Origin of the sequence: Streptomyces endocoffeicus (assembly GCF_016741935.1) — a bacterium.
In the GTDB taxonomy this organism is placed as follows: Bacteria; Actinomycetota; Actinomycetes; order Streptomycetales; family Streptomycetaceae; genus Streptomyces; species Streptomyces endocoffeicus.
The window spans coordinates 222,994-243,545 of sequence record NZ_JAERRG010000018.1 but is presented as its reverse complement, the minus strand read 5'-3'; the positions used below and the strand labels follow the sequence as shown (position 1 = coordinate 243,545).

Genomic DNA, 20,552 nt, shown 5'->3' with positions numbered 1-20,552 from the left:
GTGAGGTGTTCCCGGTGTTTCGGGATGCCTTTGATGCGGTGTGTGAGGCGTTGGATCGGGAGTTGGGTGCGGGTGGTGTGTCGGGTTCGGTGCGGGAGGTGGTGTTCGGGGAGGGGGAGCTGCTGGAGCGGACGGTGTTCGCTCAGGCCGCGCTGTTCGCGTTCGAGACCGCGTTGTTCCGGCTGGTGGAGTCCTGGGGCGTGGCGCCGGATGTCGTCGGTGGGCATTCGGTGGGTGAGGTGACGGCGGCGCATGTGGCGGGCGTGTTGACGCTGGAAGACGCGGCCGTACTGGTGGCGGCGCGGGGTCGGTTGATGGAGGCGTTGCCGGAAGGCGGCGCGATGGTGGCGGTGGGCGCGGGTGAGGAGCGGGTGCGTCCGTTGCTGGTGTCGGGGGTGGATGTCGCGGCGGTGAATGGTCCTGTGGCGGTGGTGCTCTCCGGTGATGAGGAGGCGGTGCTGCGGGTGGCGCAGGAGTTGTCGGAGCAGGGGTGCCGGACAAGGCGTCTGGCGGTCTCGCACGCGTTCCACTCCGCCCGTATGGAACCGATGCTGCAGGAGTTCCGCGAAGCGATCGCCGACGTGTCGTTCGCTGCCCCGGTGGTCCCTCTGGTGTCCAATGTGACCGGGCAACTAGCGGACACGGAGACGGTGTGTTCCCCCGAGTACTGGGTGGAGCATGTGCGTTCGGCGGTGCGGTTCGCGGATGGTGTGCGGGCGCTTGCCGACTATGGCGTCAGCACGTACCTGGAGTTGGCGCCGGACGCGGTGCTGTCCGCGATGGTCGGGGACTGTCTGCCGGAGGAGTCGGCCGAAGGGTCCGTGGTGGTGCCGTCGTTGCGGCGGGAGGGCGACGAGCCCCGGGCGCTGATGTCCGCCGTCGCTCAACTGCATGTGGCAGGCGTACGACTCGATTTCGGTGCCCTGTTCGGCAACACGGTGCTGCCCGCCCATATCTCGGATCTGCCGACGTATGCGTTCCAGCGGGAGCACTACTGGTTGGTGGGGGACGGGAGTGGAGCCGGTGATGTGGCGTCTGCCGGGCTGGCGGGCGTGGAGCATCCGTTGTTGGGTGCGGTGACGGAGGTGCCGGGGTCGGGTGAGGTGTTGTTCGCCTCGCGACTGTCGCTGCGTACGCATCCGTGGCTGGCTGATCATGTGGCTGCGGGTGCGGTGTTGTTGCCGGGGGCGGCGTTTGTGGAGTTGGTAATGCGGGCCGGTGATGAGGTGGGGTGCGGTGGCGTGGAGGAGTTGGTGATGGAGGCTCCGCTGGTGTTGGCGGAGGGCGGGGCGGTGCGGATGCGGGTGAGTGTGGCGGAGGCCGATGAGGGCGGTCGGCGCGGCGTGCGGGTGTATTCGCGGGCGGAAGATGCTGGTCTGGGTGCTGCGTGGGTGCGGCACGCCACAGGGACGTTGTGCCCTGCGGATGAGATCTCCGCTCCCGGCACAGGGCTGTCGGTGTGGCCTCCGGAGGGTGCGGTGGCGGTGGATCCGGGGGACGTGGAGGGCCTGTACGACGGTCTGGAACAGGTCGGCTATCGGTACGGGCCGGTGTTCCAGGGGGTGCGGGCGGCCTGGCGGCTGGATGGTGCGGTGTACGCGGAGGTGGCTCTGCCGGAGGAACATCGGGTTCAGGCGGCGGGGTTCGGGCTCCACCCGGCGCTCCTCGACGCGGCCATGCACACCGTCGCCTTCCACGACCGCGACGAAGACGAAGCCGATGCGGAGCTCGTGCTGCCGTTCGCCTATCGCGAGGTGGTGCTGCGTGCCTCCGGGGCCTCAGCGCTGCGGGTACGCGTGACACCGTCCGGCCCGAACACGATGTCCCTGGAACTGGCCGATGAGAGCGGCGCCCCCGTGGCTTCGGTGGGCTCGGTGGTGTCCCGTCCGGTCAGCGCCGAGCAGCTCGGCACGGCGGCGACGGCGGACCGGATGTTCCGCGTCGCATGGGAAGAGCTGTCGGTTCGGCCGGACGCTACGACCGTGGAGCCCGTATCGCTGGCCGACGCCGAGGACGTACACCGCCTGGCCACGACGCCGGACACTTCCCCACCGGACGTGCTTCTGCTGGACCTCGGCGGCGGCACAGCCGATGTTCGGGAGCTGACCGGGCGGGTGCTCCGGGTCGTACAGGCGTGGCTGGCCGAGCCCTCGTTGGCGTCCAGCCGACTGGTCGTGGTGACGCGGGGTGCCGTCGCTGTCCGGGAGGCCGATCCGGTCGAGCCGGCATCGGCTGCCGTATGGGGGCTGGTGGGATCCGCACAAGCGGAGAACCCAGGGCGGATTCTCCTCCTCGACATCGAAGAGGCGACGATACCCACCGCGTTGCTACCTGCGCTGCTCGCCGGTGACCAGCGCCAACTGGCCCTGCGTGACACCACCTGCTTCGCCCGGCACCTCACCCGTGTCGTGGATGTGCCCCAAGCCAGTCCGGGTGGTTTGGGTTCCGGCGGGACGGTGTTGGTGACGGGTGGTACGGGGGCGCTGGGCGGGGTGGTGGCGCGGCATCTGGTGACCGTGCATGGGGTGCGGAGTCTGGTGTTGGCCAGTCGGAGCGGGCCTGGGGCGCCCGGTGCCGCCGAGTTGGAGGCGGAGTTGGCCGAGGCAGGGGCGCGGATACGGATCGTGGCATGCGATGTGGCCGACCGGGGCGAGGTGGCCGGGCTGCTGGACGCTGTCCCAGACGATGTTCCGTTGTCGGCGGTGGTGCATACGGCCGGTGTTCTGGATGACGGCGTGCTGACCGCGTTGACCCCGGAGCGTATGGACGCGGTGTTCCGGCCGAAGGTGGACGGAGCGCTCCATCTGCATGAGCTGACCCGGGACCTGGACCTCTCCGCCTTCGTCCTGTTCTCCTCCGCCGCCGGCACCCTGGGCAACGCGGGACAGGGCAACTACGCGGCCGCCAACGCCTATCTGGATGCGCTGGCCCATCAGCGCCGGGCCCAGGGGCTGCCCGCCGTGTCCCTGGCCTGGGGCATGTGGCAGCAGGCCGCCGGAACGGGGATGACCGGCCGCCTCGGCGATGCCGACCAGCGCCGTATGACACGCGGCGGTGTCGCCCCCTTGTCCCCGGCCGAGGGCATGGAACTCTTCGACACCGCGCTGCGTACGGGCGAACCCACGGTCCTCCCCCTCAAGCTGGACCTCGGCGCGCTCCGCACCCAAGCCACCGGCGGGGTGGTCCACCCGCTGCTGCACCGGCTGGCCCCGGCGGCTCGCCGAACCGCTGCCCCTCGGGCCATGGCCGATCAGGACCTGGTGACCGGTCGGCTGGCCGGGGCGACCCCCGAGGAGCGGGAGCGGATTCTGCTGGACATGGTGCAGCAGGAGGCCGCCCGGGTTCTGGGACACTCGGCGGCCGCCACCCTCGACCCCGACGTTCTGTTCACCGAGATCGGTCTGGACTCACTGATGGCGGTGGAACTACGCGATCGCCTGGCCAAGCGCACCGCGCTGCGGCTGCCTCCCAGCTTTGTCTTCGACCACCCGACCCTCCGGATGCTGGCCTGGCAACTGCGGGACGAGCTGGAGAAGGCGGACGCGGACGCTCCGCCCGGATCCGCCCCGGCTCCCGAGGCCGCCCTGGCCCCCGGGACCGAGACCGAGGCCCCGGCCGCCGAGGCCGCCCCGGCCCCCGGAGCCGCCCGGGAGTGACTCCGTCCAGCACACCCGGTTCAGCCGGACCGGCACCGACCGAAGCGGCAAGAAAGGGATCGCACATGTTCAGCACGGACACGTACCTGGCGCATCTGGGGTTCTCCCAGCCACCTGCCCCCACCCTGCCGAACCTGCGGCAATTGCACCGCAGCCATCTGATGACGGTCCCCTACGACACCAACCACACCCACCGCCTCAGCGCGGAGAACATGGCCGACATCGATATCGACAAGGCCTTCGCGGCCATCGTGCCGACCGGCGACGGTGGCATGTGTCTGGAGCTGAACACCCTGTTCGCCCGGTTGCTCCGCGACCTGGGCTATGACCTGGACGTCATCAGCGGAGGCACGTATCTGCCCGGTGACATCTTCGCCCCCGACCCCGAGCACATGCTGATGCTCGTCCGTATCGAGGGGCAGGAGTGGCTGGCCGACGTAGGACACGCCGGTCTGTGCTTCACCGAGCCGCTGCGCCTGTCCGAGGAGGTGCAGTGGCAGTACGGCTGTGCGTTCCGGCTGATCCGGCGGGACGGCTATCTCGTGCTGCAGGCCAAGACCCTGGACCACGACTGGCGCACCACCTACCGCTTCACCACCGAGCCCAGGGCCTATGAAGCCTGGGCCGGTGTCGGCGAGGGCAATGGCCCAGCCATCCTGGCGGCGATGCGCCGGCGCAGGCGCGCCATCGACAAAGGGCAGGTCTTCCTCACCAACAACATGTTCACGATCGTGGCGGACGGCCATGAGAAGGTCACCCTCCTCGTCGATCCGGAACAGCGCGCCCAGGTGCTCGACACGTACTGGGACGGTCGCGACTGACCGAACCGGTGCCGCCCGGGTGCCGCCATCCCCGTCCCGGCCCGTCCCAGCCGGCGGTCCCGTCCCAGCCAGTGGTCCCGACCCAGCCCGCCGCCGACGACCAGCAGATGAGAGTGATGATGCGCCATGAAATTCGGCTTGCTGTACGGGGCCCAGCTGCCCCGCCCCTGGACCCAGGACTCCGAACACCACCTGTTCCACGACATGTTGGAAGAGATCGAGCTGGCCGACCGGCTCGGCTTCGACCATGTGTGGTGCCCTGAGCACCACTTCCTGGAGGAGTACTCGCACATGTCCGCGCCGGAGGTGTTCCTCGGGGCGGTCAGCCAGCGCACCAGCCGCATCCGCATCGGTCACGCGGTGGCTCTGATGCCCCCGGGATTCAATCCGACGGCACGGGTGGCCGAGCGGATCGCCACGCTGGATCTGCTCTCCGACGGGCGTGTGGACTTCGGCACGGGCGAGTCCACCACCCCCACCGAGCTGGGCGGATTCGGCGTGGAGCGCTCCGTCAAACGGGACCAGTGGGCGGAGGCGGTGGACGCCGTCGCCCGTATGTTCGTCGAGGAGCCCTTCGCCGGGTGCGAGGGCAAGTATGTGTCCGCTCCCATCCGCAATGTGCTGCCCAAGCCGCGGCAGAAACCACATCCGCCGATGTGGATGGCCTGCGGAAACCGGGACGCGATCCGCATCGCGGCCACCAAGGGCCTCGGAGCGCTGAACTTCTCCTTCTTCGGACCCGCGGAGACCAAGAAGTGGGTCGATGCCTACTACTCGGGCATCGAGTCCGCGGACTGCGTGCCCGCCGGGTTCGCGGTCAATGCCCAAATCGCCGCGACCATTCCGATGTTCTGCCACGAGGACGAGACCACGGCGGTGGAACGCGCCGTCGACGGCGTCCAGTTCTTCAACTTCGGCCTCGGCTTCTACGCGGGCTTCGGCACCGCCGCACCGGGCCGCACCCGGCTGTGGGAGGAGTTCCAGCGCGACCGCGACAAGCACGGTATGGGCCGCTCCGCCTTCGGCAAGCCCGGTATGCCACTGGGCAACCCGGCCCGGGGCGCGGTGGGCACTCCGCGCCAGATACGCGACTTCCTGCGACTGCACGAGGAGGCCGGACTGGACCAGGCGATCTTCCTCGTCCAGGGCGGCGGCACCCGGCACGAGCACATCTGCGCATCGCTGGAGCTCTTCGCCAACGAGGTGATGCCGGAGTTCAAGGAGCGCGACGAGACCGCCGAACGGCTGAAGGCGGCCCGGCTCCGGCCCGCCATCGACGCCGCCATGGCCCGGCGCGAGCCGCCACGGACGGCCGACCCCGACTACATCATCCCCGCCCGGAGCCAGAGCTGACACCACAGCTGACACCGGAGCCGACACAGCATTCGCATCGCCATCACCGAAGCAGAAGGAGAACGTGGTACCGCCATGGCTGACACCCCCGAAGAAGAACTTCGCATCCTCGACCCGCAGACCGTCGCCGAGGAGCTGCGCAAACACGGCCCCCCGCGGCAGATCACGATGAACGGCACCACGGCGTGGCTCGTCTCCCGCTACGAAGACGCCCGGGACTGTCTCGGACACCCCGGCATGAGCCCGGCCGCCGCCTACGCCGCCTCCCAGGGCCAGACCACTCCGGTGAGCGGGCTGTTCGAGGACACGCTGCCCGGCACCAATCCGCCCCAGCACACCCGGCTGCGCAGGCTGCTCGCCAAGGCGTTCACGACCCGCAGGGTGGAGGGTCTGCGGCCGCGGGTGCAGGAGATCACCGACACACTGCTGGACCGGATCGCCGTCGACGGCCGGGCCGATCTCGTCACCGCGCTGGCCATCCCGCTGCCCATGCAGGTGATCTGTGAACTCCTCGGTGTGCCCATCGCCGACCGCACCGAATTCCACCAGTGGGCCGACCTGATGCTCACGCCCCCGCTGGACCCGGACACCGCCGCGCGTTCCCAGGACGCCTCCGCCAAGCTGTGGGCGTACATGGAGGACCTCGCCGAGGCCCGGCGGAAGGCCCCGGAGGACGACCTGATCAGCGATCTGATGTCCGCACACGAGGACGACCGGCTCAGCCACCGCGAGGTGGTCGCCACCGCCCGGATGATGCTGATCGCCGGATACGAGCTGACCGGCAGCTTCATCAGCAACGCGGTCTTCTCGCTGCTGTCCCGGCCGGACCAGATGGAGCTGCTGCGCAAGGACCCCGAGCTGGCCGGGCGCGGCCTGGAGGAGCTGCTCCGGCACGCCGGGCCGGGCATCCTCGTCGTGCGTTTCGCCAACGAGGACGTGGAGATCGGCTCCGTACCCATCCGCGCCGGCGACCAGGTGCTCCTGGACATGGACGCCGCACACTCCGACCCGGCACACTTCACCGACGGCGAGCGGCTGGACCTGACGAGGGACTCCGCCGCGCATCTCCAGTTCGGCCACGGCATCCACTACTGCATCGGTGCGCCGCTGGCCAGGGTGGAGGGGCAGATCGCCCTGGAGAGCCTGGTCCGGCGCTTCCCCGGCCTTCGGCTGGGCGTTCCCGCCTCCGAGATCGGCCACAGCAAGAACCCGTTCATCCGCTCGCTGACCACGCTCCCCGTCGAGTTCGAGGCTCAGCGGCCCGCGGGCGCTGGGTGATCGCGGGACGGTGTCGGATCGGCCAGGCCGGTGACCCGCATGGTGATGTTCAGCCGTCCGGACTTCAGTCCGGTGGCCGGGTCGCCGGTTCCCGGCAGGATCTTGGGGACGGCGTGGTACGCGTAGCGGGAGGGGCCGCCGAAGACGAACAGATCGCCGGAGGCGAGTTCGAGGTCGGTGTAGGGCCTGGTCCGGGTCTCGGTGTTGCCGAAGCGGAAAACGCAGCTGTCGCCGATGGTGAGCGAGACCACCGGGGCGGATGACCGCTCGTCCTTGTCCTGGTGCATGCCGAGTTTCGCCTGGGCGTCGTAGAAGTTGATGAGTGCGGTGTCGGGGGTGTAGCCCTCACTGGCCGTCTCGTCGTCGTATGCGTCGGCCAGCGCACGACGGCCCAACTCGACCATCCAGTAAGGGAATTCGGCGACCCGCGCGCCGTTCACATCGTCGGCGGTTCGGGTGTACGCATAGGGCTGCCAGTGCCAGCCGATGCACACCGTCCGCACCGACATGACGCCCCCGCGCGGCAGCTTGGTGTGCCGGATCGGGACCGGGCCGGTGGCCCAGCCCCGGCAGGCGATGACCAGCTCGCGCTGCCGCTCGAGGCTGAGCCAGCCCGGCACATGGACGGCGCCGGGGGCCACCTCGAGACGTGGGCGGGGGATCAGGGCGTTCATACGGGGATTCTCCGCGGACGAGGACTGGCCGGAGACATCAGGTGGCGTCGTGGAAGACCAGCCCCAGCGCGTGGCGCCGCCCGGACCGCACCGTGCTGACCCCGTGCCGCATGACCCCGGCCGACCAGCCGCGCTTGGTGGCCACGGGACGGTCACGGGTGGTGAAGATCAGGCCGTGGCCCTGCTGGAGGACGGTCGTGGTGCCCCGGGACTGGGCCCGGGGCCGCTGCTCGACCAGCAGGAACTCCCCGCCCGTGTAGTCCGTGCCGTACGCGTCCAGCCCGATCACCACCTGGAGCGGGAAGAGCATGTCGCCGAACACATCTCGGTGCAGGGCGTTCCAGTCGCCGGGGCCGTAGCGCAGCAGGATCTGCGCCGAGCGGTCCTGTCCGGCCTCATGGCACATGGCCAGCCACTTCTCGAGGCTGTCCGGCCAGGGCGCCGGGCGGCCGAGCCGCTCCGCCCAGTCACGGGCGATGGTCAGCAGCCGCGGATAGAGCGCGGCGCGCAACTCGGCGACCGGTTCGGGCAGGTCATGGGTGAAGTAGCGGTACTGGCCGGAGCCGAAGCGGTGGCGGGCCATGTCGATGGTGTTCCGGAACTGCTCGTCCCGCTGGTAGAGCCCGGCGATGCGGGCGCACTGCGCGGGGGTCAGCAGCCGCGGCGTGAGCGCGCACCCGTAGGTGTCCAGCTCCTCGGCCAGCTGTGTCCAGTCGGCCGCGGCCACGCGCTGGTGGAGGCGTGCGGTGTCGGTCGTGGTGCTCATCGGTGTGCTCCGGGTTCTCCGGGGTGCGAGGCCCGCGCTCAGGCCGTCTGCAGGGCGCCTTCGTGGACGAGGAGCCGCTCCTTGCGCTCCAGCCCGCCCGCATAGCCGGTCAGCGCGCCAGTGGCGCCGATGACACGGTGGCAGGGCCGGACGACCAGCAGCGGATTGCGGCCGATCGCGGTGCCGACGGAGCGGACCGCGGTACGCGAGGCGCCGATCTGCCGGGCGATGTCGCCGTAGCTGACGGTGGTGCCGTACGGAATGGACTCCAGCGCCTGCCAGACCCTGCGCTGGAAGTCCGTACCGCCCTCGACGCACTCGATGTCGAAACGGGTGAGCTTGCCGTCGAAGTAGGAGCGCAGCTGCGAGACGATCTCGGTGAACGCCTCGGCGTCCTCGCTCCAGCCGTCCTGGACGACGGCCCCGCCCTTCTGTCCGGGCACGGACAGGGAAACGAGCGCGGTACCCCCCGTCGCGGTGGCGGACTTCTCGCCCACCAGCAGCAGCTCGCCGAGCGGGCTGTCGATCGTCGTGTGGACCGTCATGGCTGTGGTCCCTCTCTTCTTCTCGCGGTTCTGTCTTGCGCTGCTCCCAGCATGCGTCCTTCGGACAGGGAAAGCTGGCGGGATTCGGACATGGCGTTTCGGGTGCCCCGTCCCGTGCTCCCGTCCGCCGGGTGACGCGCGGCCGGCCGACCTCGACCAGCTTGCGATCAGAAGACGCGGGGTTCCTGACCAGTGGACTTGCGGTTGCGGTTGGCCATCTTCTCCCAGAACCCGTGCAGCTCCCTGATGGGGATGCTCACCCACGGAGCCGTGTGGCGGCTGACGGCAGGGGGACGCCAGCGGAAGCGGCTGTGAAGGAGCGCCTGCTGCTGTCGGCAGAAGGGCTCCTCCATCTCCGTCTGGGTCCTGCCGCCCTTGGGAGGGTAGGGGCACAGGCGGAAGTGGCATGTGGGCAGGCAGGTGGCCCCGGGCTCGCTGCCGTCCGCCCGGCCGATGCTGTGCTCGGGGTGGAGCGGGCTGCGGTCATGCGTGAGGCAAGGCGGAAGCGTGTCCTTGGTGGCCCTTCTCAGACGTTCTTCGACCTCGTCGGGGTTACCGTTGCGCTCCGTGAGATTGAGCATGACGAGGACGTCGGCGACCAGGCGCTGGGCCCGCGGATGCAGGGTGCTCCAGCCCACCGATGGGGCGATCCACAGATTGTGCTTGCGGTAGCGCTCGGGGTCGGCCGGGCTGGAGCCGACGTTGTAGATGGCCCGGTTCTCATCGATCCACAGGAAGCGCTCGGGATGTCCGGTCTCGAGGGCCAGGGTCACCAGGTCACCGGCCTCGGCGACGAACGGGTGCAGAAGTCTGGCGGCCTGGTGTTCGGGATGGGCACTGGTGGGAGTGGGTGTGTCGTATGCGGTGCCCGCCGCGGAGAGCCAACGGGCTACCGATCGCACGGGGTCGGCCGCTTGGTTCGGTGAACCTGTGTCGCCGTCCGGGCCCTGATCCGTGGACGCTGTCCGCGCCTGGCCACGCCAGTTCCGCTCGGCCGTGTCCGGCCCGGGCGGGCGTCCTATGGCGTCGGGAAGCGACCACAGGCACAACGCGTGCAACAGGGTGAGCTGCGCATACCAGCAGCGACTGCACGTCAACATCTTCTCGGCCTGCTTGACGAGGTAGGCGAGGGTCTCGTCACAGACGTCGGGGTGGCGTCGTCTGCGGTTGGCGGCGTTCTTGAAGCCCCGGGCGAGAGCGTTCTCCAGTGAAAGGGGCAGGTTCGGCTCTGTGTGCGGAGCCTGAGGCATCACGGGGCTGCGGAGGCGGGTGGTGGGCGCGAGGTGCTGCAACCAGATTTCCAACCGCTCCTTCGCCTCGTCGCGGTACTTCTCGGAGACGGAGCCGACCATCATGGGGAGGAGCCAGGCTCTCAGGGCGAAATGCCGCCACCATCTGGCCCTGTCATTCTCGTAGTCCGCCACGAATCGGACATGTTCCTGTTCTCGTCGCCCCGCTTCGCCGGGGCCGACGGGCTCGCGATCCCCTCTTTCCAACCACTTTGTGTAATCGTCATTCAATTTCCGTTTGGCTTGGCGTGTCTTCCGCAGATACTGCAGTACCGGATCGGTCCCCAAGGGGAAGTGTTTCCGCAGAGCGCTGAAGGCCGTATCGCCGCCCGAGCTTATTTCCTGCGTGATGGCGATCCGGACCGGATGGGAGGGCTCGTGGGTTCCGATGTCGAAGAACTGGCTGTACGGCAAAGGTCGTGGTGCCCCGGGCCGTTGTGTGGAGCCCCGGCCCGACCTGCGGCGGTCCACTTCGCGGAGGGCCGCTCCGAAGTGGCGCACCAGCTTGAGCTTCGCCTCCTCGATGGTTCGCTGGTCACCTCTGATGGTCAGCCCGGGCCAGGCGTCAAGGAGTTCATCGGCGATGTCGGTCTGCTTGGATTCGGGATCCACGCTGTCGATGTCCAGGGCCGCGGAATAGAGATCGAAGTACTTGGGATCCTGTCGGTCCTTGGCGGCTTCCCGAAGAATGCTGGAGAGTTTTTCGGGTACGTTCGTATGGGCATGGCCAGGGGTCGGACAGGGTGCGGCAGTCGGCTGGGCGCGACCGGTCGCAGCCCGATGACGGGAAAGCAGTACCAGCGCGATCAGCAATTCGCGGGCAGGCCCCGGGCTGTGCAGTGCGGGCTCGATGACCTGACGTATCTGATCGTCGTCCATGCGATACAGCAGGCGATATCCCAGATATGCCTGGATGATGCTGTGCGGGAAGCGCACCTTGTTCTCATGGGCCATCACCAGCCCGAGCATCTGTCCATTATTGGCGAAGCGAGAAAATTCGGTCTTGCAGGCATTCGCATGCTCTACGGGTTTCAGCCAGTGTGCCCTGTCGTCGAACTCGCTTTCCAGAGCCTTCCAGATGGCGGTGCGCTGCCTCTCGGAGACCGGCAGACGCCCATCCCTGGGGCCCTGGCCGTCCTCGTCATCCGTGCACGTCTCGACCAACTCGTCGAACGTCACCTCCAGGCGGTCCCGCACAAGCCCCAGGCAGGCGAGGGCAGAGATCACCTGTATGGTCTCCTGGCGCTCCTGACGGTCCATCGCCAACTCGTCGAAGAGAAGCCCGTCTTCGATCGCCTTCCGATAGGTGTCCAGAAGCCACAGCCTGAGAGTGGCGCAGTCATGGCTACGAGTGTCCAGCCGGTCCGGTTCCTCGCGCAGGGTCATGTGTTCCAGCAGTCCGCGTTCCTGGAGGAGCCGGGCGATCTGCAGATAGCTCGGCGAGTCCGAGACGTTGGCCGTCTCCACGATCCAATCCAGACGGCGCTCATCGACCTCGGAGAAGTCCCTCACCAGGTACTCGAGCGCCGCCTCCTCGCTCAGTGGCTCCAGGTCGGCGATCACGGCCCGTGTGCCCTCCAGGGGCGGATGCGGGCGGGAGGCGATGACCAGGGGCAGCTTCTGCCGGGCCGCCCGGTCGATGGCCCGGCGGATGATGTTGTCGCGGTCGTCCCGGTGTTCCTTGTCGAGAAGCGCCTCCTCCAGTCCGTCGGCGATGACGACGGCCTTGTCGTCGAGGCGCAACTGCCGCCAGGTCTTGTCGAACTGGCCGCTGGCCAGTACCCCTTGATCAGCTTCCTCCGCCAGGCGGCGCCGGGCCATCTTCTCGAAGTCCAGATCCCCGTCGGTGTCCATGTCGCGAAGGCGAATGGGCACGGGAACGGCAGCCTGCTGGGCCAGCATGTGCGTGAGTTCGACCAGCACCGCGGTCTTGCCCACCCCCACCCCGCCGACCAGCAGATAGGGCCGGCGCGTTCTGCGGTTGCGCAATGTCTGGGCGATGACCTGGGAGAGCTCCCGGCGCCCGACGATCCGGTCGATGAGCGTTCCCGCGGTGGGGACCAGATCGTGCGGTGCCGATCTCGCCTTGTCGACCAGCGGTTTCTTGGTCTTGTGGTACCAGTAGATCAGGAAGAGCGTCAGGACGAAGGAAGCCGCGAGGAGCGGTCCGACGACGCGGGTGACGGTGGCGAACCACGTGCTCCCCTGCATGGTGTGGAACCAGGTTCTCCCCCCGTTGACCGAGTCGTAGATGACCGCTGCCAGCCACAGGGCGAGGAGGGCCGTCCCGGCATAGGCGTAGGCACGCACGAGACGGCCGAAGGTGGGCCGCCAGCCGCGCCAACTCCGGTTCGGAAGGATGCTGCGGCTCGCCTCCCGGTTGGTCCTGAAGGTTCGCCAGCGTCTGCCCACTCCACCGCCGAAGCGGGACCACGCCCGTCGGGGATACAGCGTGTACCAAGGAGCGTTGGGCGGACGTACCTTTCCTTCAGGGTTTCGGACGACCTTGGTCATGAGGTCCGTTCCCAGCTGATGTTCGCGGTACGGATGTCTCTCATTCCATGAAACCCACGCCCGGGACGGCACGCAACGTGGCCCGGTTCGCCCCGCGCCCTCGCGTCAGCGGATGCCGATTCGTCCGTTCGAGAAGTGGCCGAGTGCCTGGTCGATGTCGCTGAGGGGCTCGCGGAGGGCGTAGATGGCGAAACCCAGCCGCGTTCGGCCCTTCCAGGTGCGGCGCATGCGCACGCGGGTCTCGGGCTGGTCCAGTCCGCTGACCCCGGGGGTGGTGGCGGACACGCCGGGGGTGAGGTCGACCCGGACCGCGCTGAGGCCCTGGCCCTTGATCCGCATCCGGGCGATCGCGGACCAGGGGAGGACGACGGGGTCGGGGGCGGCGTCGATGGTGCAGCGCAGGCCCTCGGGGGAGAGGCGCATCGCCACGGGGGATACGTCCTTCACCGCCCAGGTCCGCTTCAGGCGCCGTAGGGCGGTGAACCGGCGCCTCGCGTCGTAGAGGATGAACACCGCCGGCCAGGCGAACACCAGCACCCAGAGCTGGGAGGCGCTGAGGCCGAGGGTGACGAGGAGGAGGACCATGGCCGCGATGATGACGGCGGCACCGGCCACCCCGGCCCACGCGGCCACCGGCAGGGTGCGCAGCAGGGAGGCCCGCACGCGGGACACCGCCTCGGGGTCGGACGTCACGATGTACTCTCGGCGGCCCTGTCCCTCGTACATGATCACAGTCTCGACCACCGGGGTGGGGAAAGCCAAGCCCCTTCCTGCTGGTTGTCCGCCGGGCTTGCCAACGCATCCAGTTCTACGGGGAGTTGGTGATCGGCGGTCGTCGCCAGGGCATGCGCGGGCTGCCGCGCTCAGCGGTCGTCCAGGGGTGTCTCGGCCCAGATGACCTTGCCGCGCGGGGTGTAGCGGGTGCCCCAGCGCTGGGCGAACTGGGCGACGAGGAACAGCCCGCGCCCGCCCTCGTCGGTGGTCGCGGCGCGGCGCATATGGGGTGCGGTGCTGCTGTTGTCGGAGACCTCGCAGATCAGGCTGCGGTCGCGCAGCAGTCGTAGGCGCACGGGAGGGGTGCCGTACCGCAGGGCGTTGGTGATCAGTTCGCTGATGATCAGCTTGGCGGTGCACACGGCGTCCTCCAGGCCCCACGCCCGTAGCTGCCGGGCGCAGGCGGCGCGTACCGGGGCGACCGCGGCCGGGTCGGACGGCACGTCCCACTCGGCCACGTTCTCCGGGCCGAGCAGGCGGGTGCGGGCCACCAGCAGGGCGACATCGTCGCTCGGGCGGGGTGGCAGCACGGTCTGGAACAGGCTCCGGCAGGTCTCGTCCGGGTCGAGGCCCGGCTCGGCCGCGAGGGCGCGGCGCAGCAGGTTCAGGCCGGTGCCGGTGGTTCGGTCGTGGCCTTCGAGGAGACCGTTGGTGTAGAGCACCAGGCGGCTTGCGGCGGGCAGGGCGAAGCCGACCGCCTCGAAGGGCTCCCCGCCCAGGCCCAGGGGCGGGGAGGCCGGCACCGCGGGGATGTCCACGATGCCGCCGGGGTGGGCCAGTGCGAGGCCCGGATCGCCGGCCCGGGCCACGGTGCACTGGCCCGACACCGAGTCGTGGATCGCGTACAGACAGCCGGCGCCCGTGATGCGGGTGCCGTGCGCGTCGGTGTTGTGCTCCATGTCGAGACGGGCGACCAACTCGTCCATATGGGAGAGAAGCTCGTCCGGGGGCACGTCCCGGGCCGAGAAGTTCTGCACCGCCGTGCGCAGCCGGCCCATCGTGGCCGCGGCGTGCAGGCCCTGCCCGGCCACCTTCCCGACGACCAGCGCGACCCGGGCGCCGGGGAGGGGGAGCACATCGAACCAGCTCCCGCCCGTCCCGCCCGGCGCGGGCAGATATCGGGCCGCCACCTCCACGGCGTTCTGATCGGGCAGACCGCCGGGAAGGAGGGTGCGCTGGAGGGCGGTGACCATGGCGTGTTCGCGGGCGTAGCGGCGGGCGTTGTCGACACACACGGCGGTGCGCACGGCGAGCTCCCCGGCGATCGCCAGGTCCGTTTCGTCGAACGGCGCACGGTGCCGGGTCCGCCAGAAGGTGGCGAGGCCCAGGGTGACACCGCGGAACCGCAGCGGGACGGTGATCAGCGAGTGGATCCCGTGGTCGCGGAGGCGGCGGGCCTCCCCGGCCGGCCACTCGCCGGTACCGGCCGGATCGGACTGGAGGAGGACGGCGGCTCCGGTCCGCACGGCCCGGCTCTGCGGTGTGGAGGGGGCGTAGACGACCCGCTCGCCCACCCGGAAGAGGGGGGCTTCGGCGGGTGTCCCGCCGACGGCGGTCCGGTGCGGTGCCAGGGGCTCGTACGGCGGCTCGGGCTCCTCGCCGCGCAGTACGGGCTCCAGCAGCTCGACGGCGGCGATGTCGGCGAACCGGGGGACGGCCACGTCCACCAGCTGCTCGGCGGTGCCCGTCAGCTCCAGGGTGGAGCTGATCCGTACACCGGCGTCGGACAGCAGCTTCAGCCGCTCGCTCGCCGCCACCGCCCGGTCGGAGAGCGCCCGCAGCGCGGTGGTGTCCCGCAGTGTCACCACGCTTCCGGCGGGGGCGCCCGCACGGTCCGTGGACCGCAAATTGACCGACAGCAGCCGCTCCCCGCAGGGGTGCACCTCGTCCGTGACGTGCCGTCCCGACGCCAGCAGCTCGGTCAGGTGCGGTTCGAGGCCGAGCGCGCCGACGTGGCGGCCCTCCGCGTCCGGAGCCAGCCGGAGCAGCTCCCGGGCCTCGTCATTGACGAGCAGCAGCCGTTTGTCCGCCGTCAGGACCAGCACCCCTTCGCGGACCGAGTGCAACACCGCGTCATGGTGTTCGTACATCCGCGTCATCTGCGCGGCGCCCAGGCCGTGGGTCTGCCGGCGCAACCGCCTGTTCAGCAGCGCCGCCCCGCCCGTGGCCAGGGCCAGCGCCCCGGCGCCGCTGCCGAGCAGCATCGGCAGCCGGCGGTCCACCGTGCTGTGCACGCTCTGGATCTTGACCCCGACCGACACTCCGCCGAGGAAGGTGCCATCGGCCCCGGTGACGGGGACCGCCGAGACGACGGACGGGCCCTGGCTGGCCCGGAAGGCCTGCGAGATCGTCCTTCCGCGCAACTCCTCCCGGATCAGCCCGGCGGGTCCGACGATCCGCTTGCCGATCAAGGGCTTGTCGGGGTGGGTGAGGCGGATGCCACGAGTGTCGAACACGACGACGCTGTCGACGCCGGAGCCCTTCCGTGCCGCCTCCGCATGCGACTCCAGCGCCGATGTCGGTTTGTCGCCGCTCATGGCCCGGGCCATGCCGGGAGCATGCGCGAAGGTCTCGGCGACCGCGAGCGATCGCCGACGGGCGTCGACCGTGCCGTGAACCCGGGCATCCGCGGCGACGGCCGCCACCGCGGCGGCCACCAGAACCAGGATCAGCAGAAGCTGCAGGATGAACGCCTGCCCGGCGACGCTGCGCAGATGCGGCAGGGGCCCCAGCCGCCTCCGGGCCGGACGAGCATGTCTGCTCATAACGGCATTTATAACACTCTCGTCGTCGCAGTCGGCGAGGAGTCCGCGGCGTCCGCGGCATCGCCTGATCGATCAATGTGCTGATCAAGGGCGGTCCGCGATGGCGCGGGGAGGTGGGTTACGCGTCCGCCCGGCCACGGGCACAATGAGGCGGCTGGACCAACTACCGCCCCATTCAAGGAGGTTCGGGTGAGAACAGCACGCCGTACCAGAAGACGTGGTCGGTTCCGGTTGATCGCCGCGGTGTCCGGTCTGTTCGTCACGGCAGCCCTCGCGACAGTCGGCACAAGTGCGGCGGCTTCCTCCGCGTCCACCGCCGGGTCCCCGTCCACGTCAACGTTCCCGTTCCCGTCCCCGTCCGCGTCGACGTTCCCGTCCCCGTCCGCGTCGACGGCCGTGTCCGGCGCCGCCTCGGCCGTGGAGTCCCTGGATGTCCCGGGCACCGCCTGGACCGTGGACGAGCGCACCGGAACGCTGCGTGTCCTCGTCGGCTCCACCGTCCGGGGCGCCGACCTGGCCAGGCTCGACCGCACCGCGGAGCGCTCCGGCGGCGCCATCACCGTCGAGCGGCTCGACGGCCCGCTGCGGACCCTCCTCTCCGGTGGCGACGGGATCTACTCCTCCGCGGGGGTGCGCTGCTCCGCGGGGGTCAATGTGCAGAGCGGCGCCACGTACTACTTCGTCACCGCCGGCCACTGCGCCGATGGCAACGCCACCTGGTACACCGGCTCCGGTACGACCACCCCGGTCGGCCCGACGACCGGGACCAGCTTCCCGGGCGATGACTACGGCGTCGTCCGGTACACCAACACGGCCGTTCCGCACCCCGGGACGGTGGGGACCGTCGACATCACCGGGACCGCCACCGCCCACGTCGGCCAGCAGGTCTGCCGCCGGGGTGCCACGACCGGTGTCCGGTGCGGTGTGGTCACCGCGCTCAACGCGACCGTCAACTACGGCGGCGGTGACATCGTCTACGGCCTGATCCAGACCAATATCTGCGCCGAGCCGGGCGACAGCGGTGGTCCGCTCTACGCGGGCGACAAGATCATCGGCATTCTCTCGGGCGGCTCCGGGGACTGCGCCTCCGGAGGCACCACCTACTACCAGCCGATCCAGGAGGTGCTGAGCGCCTACGGCCTCACCGTCTACTGACGCCGCCCGGCGGTGGTGGCTCCGTGATGCGTTGCCGGGCCGGGACCGCCCGTGCCGGGCCGGGACTGCCCGCCGGGGGATCGCCCGCCGGAGGTCCCGGCCCGCTCGGCGTGAGCCGGTGCGGGCCGACGAAGGACCGCACGCCGTACACCGCACGTCACAGGCCGTGGCGGCGGTCGCCCAACACCGCTTCGCAGACCCGCGACTCCACCTCCGCGGAGAACGCCACCTCGCCGTGGGCCCGGGCCGTGGCGACCGCCTGCCGGGTCTCCTCGGCGATCAGATCCGCGTTGATATGGGCGGCCGCGGTCGCGCCCGCCGCCGCGGCGGCACCCACCTGGGCGGAGAGATCGGTGACATTTCCCGCGACCCACACCCCGGGCACATCGGTGCGGCCGGTCGCGTCGGACGGGATGTGCTCACCGGCGCCACTCGGATGTTCCACCGGCCGCAGCCCGAGCGCCGCCAGGAAGCCGGTGCGCGCCACCATCCGGGACGCGACGGCCAGTGCCTCGCGCTTGATCACGTTGCCGTCGCGCAGGCGCACGCCGACGAGGCGGTCCTCGGCGATCTCCACGGACGCCACTTCGCCGTTCACCACGCGGATGCCACGGGCGGCCAGCTGCTCCGCCTCCTCGCCGGTCGGCATCGGCAAGGTGTGGGCGAAGAAGGTGACATCCTCGCTCCACTGCCGGAAGAGCATCGCCTGGTGCACCGACAGCGGCCCGCTCCCCAGTACGCCGATGGCCTGGTCGCGGATCTCCCAGCCGTGGCAGTACGGACAGTGCACCACATCCCGGCCCCACCGGGACCGCAGCCCGGGGACGTCCGGCAACTCGTCGACCAGCCCGGTGGCCAGCAGCAGCCGGAGCGCGCGGACAGTCCGGCCGTCGGTCAGGGTCACCTGGAACCCGGTGTCCTCCCTGGTCACGGCCCCCACCTCGCCGGACACCAGCTGACCGCCGTAGTCGCGGACCTCGGCCCGGCCCCGCTCCACCAGCTCGGCCGGGGGGGTCCCGTCCCGGGCCAGCAGTCCGTGCACCCCCGAGGCCGGGGCGTTGCGCGGGTCGCCCGCGTCGATCACCACCACCGAGCGCCGCGCCCTGGCCAGCATCAGCGCCCCGCTCAGCCCCGCGGCGCCACCGCCGATCACCACCACGTCGTACGACTTCTTCAGCTCATCGGTCACCTTGACCACCTCCACGGCCCACCATGCGAGCCTGCCCGGAGCGAGGCAAACCGTCTTGCCGAGGTGGCAAACGGCAGCCGGCGGCAGAGACCGGTCGGCTCAGACGGCGGATGTGGCGCCGCGCCGACGGGCGACCTCGCCCATGACGATGTCGACGGCAAGGAAGGCGGCGAGTGGGATGCCGAGAAGGGGCAGGTAGTAGCCGATCACGGCGATGGCCGCGGCCAGGGGGAGGAGGACATACACCGGCACCCGCCGCCACGCGCCGCGCGGGATCGGGCGGCCGAACGCGGAGGCGCGGCCACGCTGCCACCACATGCGATAGCCCCAGACGATCAGGAGGATCAGCGCGAGCGCGAGACCGGCCAGGGCGATCTGGTTGACGAGGCCGAAGAGGTTTCCGGTGTGGAGGTCGATGCCCCAGCGGGTGAGCTTGGCGAGCACCGGGTAGTCGGCGAACCGCTGAACGTCGGTCACCTCGCCGGTGGCCGGGTCGATGGCCACCGAGTCCTGCTTCTCGGGCCAGCTGCGCTGGATCTGGCTGACGACATACGCACTGTCCGGCTCGGCGGGCGGGACGATCTCGACGGGGTTGTCCAGGTCCTCGGCGCGGGCGGCCTTCAGGACGGTGTCCAGGCCCACATCAGCGGTGTGCCCGGCTTTCTCACCCGTACCGCCCATGTCCATCCCCGGCATGGAGCCGGAGCCTGTGTGGTGTCCGGCGTGTTCGCCGCCGCCGCCGACGGTGGCCGAGACGGCCGGGGTGGTCTGGCCGATGGCGGTGCGCAGGTCCTCCACGTTGGCCCCCGCGTAGGTGGACCAGGTCAGACCGGTGGCGGACAGGAACAGCAGCCCCAGCGCCACCCACAGCCCGACCGCGCCATGGAAGGACATGGTGCGCTTGCGGCCGGTGGCGGCGCGGTCGGGCAGGGCGATCGCCCGCAGCGTGCGCTTCTTACGGCGACGGCTGAGCCAGAGCACCACACCGCCGAGCGCGATGACCCACAGCCAGCTGGCCGCGAGTTCGCTGTAGAGGCGGCCGGTCTGCCCGAGGTGCAGATCGCGGTGGAATTCATCGATCCAGGTGCGCAGCGGAAGGGCTCCGGTGGAGCCGTACTGCTCCAGCGCGCCGCGCACCTTCCCGGTGTACGGGTCGACGAAGACGGCCAGCGTATGGTCGGGATCGACGCCCTTGACGCCGGAGAGCAGCACCCGGGTGGTGGCGCCGTTCTCGGGGGACGGGCGTACGGCGCTGATCTCACCCTCCGGGTGGGCCTTGCGCGCGGCCGCCACCTGCTGGGAGATGGGCAGTTCGCGGTCGCCCACGGGGACGCTCAGCTCATGTCCGTAGACCAGCTTCTCGGCCTGGAACGATCCGGCGTACAGCAGCCCGGTCACGGCCGCGACCAGCAGGAACGGCGCGACCAGTACGCCTGCGTAGAAGTGCAGCCGGAGCACCAGCGGCCGCAGGGCGGCCCATACGGACCCACCCGGCTCGGCCCCGTCGGGTCCGGTGGGGGAGTGCGGTTCCTTGTCGGTGGCATCGTCCGGGGAGTCGCCCGTGGCCGGGGCGAGGGGTTCGGCGGACATGGACGACTCCTGGTTCGGGGGCAACGGCGGGAGGCGGACGCATTGCTGACCGCGCCGGTTGAGTCGTCGGAGGAACACGTGGATGAGTTCCGGGCATTTTCTGTGAGCTGGCTCACAGGGGTCGGGTGGAGGCGATTCACCGGCCACGCTTGTCATCCGCGTGATGAAGATTGAGCCACCGTC

The 20,552-nt window shown here is 70.1% G+C and carries 13 protein-coding genes; 5 read left to right on the top strand and 8 right to left on the bottom strand.

Features of this window, described 5'->3' with window-relative positions; translation table 11 throughout:
* The first annotated feature begins 14 nt into the window (after nt 1–14).
* The 4 genes from JK364_RS35560 (at nt 15) to JK364_RS35545 (ending at nt 7,108) form a co-directional block, all read left to right on the top strand.
* The gene (locus JK364_RS35560; protein ID WP_307841472.1) at nt 15–3,656 is read left to right on the top strand and encodes a type I polyketide synthase; all 3,642 of its coding nucleotides are present in this window, start codon (nt 15–17) and stop codon (nt 3,654–3,656) included.
* A gap of 65 nt (nt 3,657–3,721) precedes the next feature.
* Nucleotides 3,722–4,477 carry an arylamine N-acetyltransferase family protein gene (locus JK364_RS35555; protein WP_201855480.1) on the top strand — a complete coding sequence of 252 codons (756 nt, stop codon included), beginning with the start codon at nt 3,722–3,724 and terminating at the stop codon, nt 4,475–4,477.
* A gap of 126 nt (nt 4,478–4,603) precedes the next feature.
* On the top strand, nt 4,604–5,830 hold the full coding sequence (locus JK364_RS35550) for an LLM class flavin-dependent oxidoreductase (protein ID WP_201855479.1): 1,227 nt from the start codon (nt 4,604–4,606) through the stop codon (nt 5,828–5,830).
* Nucleotides 5,831–5,905: 75 nt separating this feature from the next.
* Complete coding sequence (locus tag JK364_RS35545; protein WP_201855478.1) at nt 5,906–7,108, top strand: cytochrome P450; 1,203 nt, start codon at nt 5,906–5,908, stop codon at nt 7,106–7,108.
* On the opposite strand, the gene JK364_RS35540 is transcribed toward JK364_RS35545, so the two are convergent.
* The 6 genes from JK364_RS35540 to JK364_RS35515 form a co-directional block, all read right to left on the bottom strand.
* Nucleotides 7,084–7,782: an alpha-ketoglutarate-dependent dioxygenase AlkB family protein gene (locus tag JK364_RS35540; RefSeq protein ID WP_201855477.1), complete on the bottom strand. Its 699-nt coding sequence runs from the start codon at nt 7,780–7,782 to the stop codon at nt 7,084–7,086. The genes JK364_RS35545 and JK364_RS35540 overlap by 25 nt on opposite strands.
* 37 nt (nt 7,783–7,819) lie before the next feature.
* Entirely contained in the window at nt 7,820–8,548 is a 729-nt protein-coding gene (locus JK364_RS35535; RefSeq protein ID WP_201855476.1) for a 2OG-Fe(II) oxygenase, read from the bottom strand.
* 38 nt (nt 8,549–8,586) lie between these two features.
* Complete coding sequence (locus tag JK364_RS35530; protein WP_201855475.1) at nt 8,587–9,093, bottom strand: methylated-DNA--[protein]-cysteine S-methyltransferase; 507 nt, start codon at nt 9,091–9,093, stop codon at nt 8,587–8,589.
* Nucleotides 9,094–9,260: 167 nt separating this feature from the next.
* Complete coding sequence (locus JK364_RS35525; RefSeq protein WP_201855474.1) at nt 9,261–12,896, bottom strand: ATP-binding protein; 3,636 nt, start codon at nt 12,894–12,896, stop codon at nt 9,261–9,263.
* Between the two features lie 105 nt (nt 12,897–13,001).
* Nucleotides 13,002–13,658, bottom strand: a complete 657-nt coding sequence (locus JK364_RS35520) for a hypothetical protein (RefSeq protein ID WP_201855473.1) — start codon at nt 13,656–13,658, stop codon at nt 13,002–13,004.
* A 101-nt stretch (nt 13,659–13,759) separates the two neighbouring features.
* Nucleotides 13,760–16,435, bottom strand: coding sequence for a SpoIIE family protein phosphatase (locus JK364_RS35515; RefSeq protein ID WP_201855472.1), 2,676 nt, complete (start codon nt 16,433–16,435; stop codon nt 13,760–13,762).
* 189 nt (nt 16,436–16,624) lie between these two features.
* Between JK364_RS35515 and JK364_RS35510 the strand changes: the two genes are divergently transcribed.
* Complete coding sequence (locus tag JK364_RS35510) at nt 16,625–17,590, top strand: S1 family peptidase (protein ID WP_201855471.1); 966 nt, start codon at nt 16,625–16,627, stop codon at nt 17,588–17,590.
* A 157-nt stretch (nt 17,591–17,747) separates the two neighbouring features.
* Here the strand turns inward: JK364_RS35510 and JK364_RS35505 are convergent, their stop codons facing one another.
* A complete protein-coding gene (locus JK364_RS35505) occupies nt 17,748–18,779 on the bottom strand; it encodes an NAD(P)/FAD-dependent oxidoreductase (protein WP_201855470.1) in 1,032 nt (343 codons plus the stop codon).
* A 99-nt stretch (nt 18,780–18,878) separates the two neighbouring features.
* On the bottom strand, nt 18,879–20,369 hold the full coding sequence (locus JK364_RS35500) for a PepSY-associated TM helix domain-containing protein (RefSeq protein WP_201855469.1): 1,491 nt from the start codon (nt 20,367–20,369) through the stop codon (nt 18,879–18,881).
* Between the last annotated feature and the right edge of the window lie 183 nt (nt 20,370–20,552).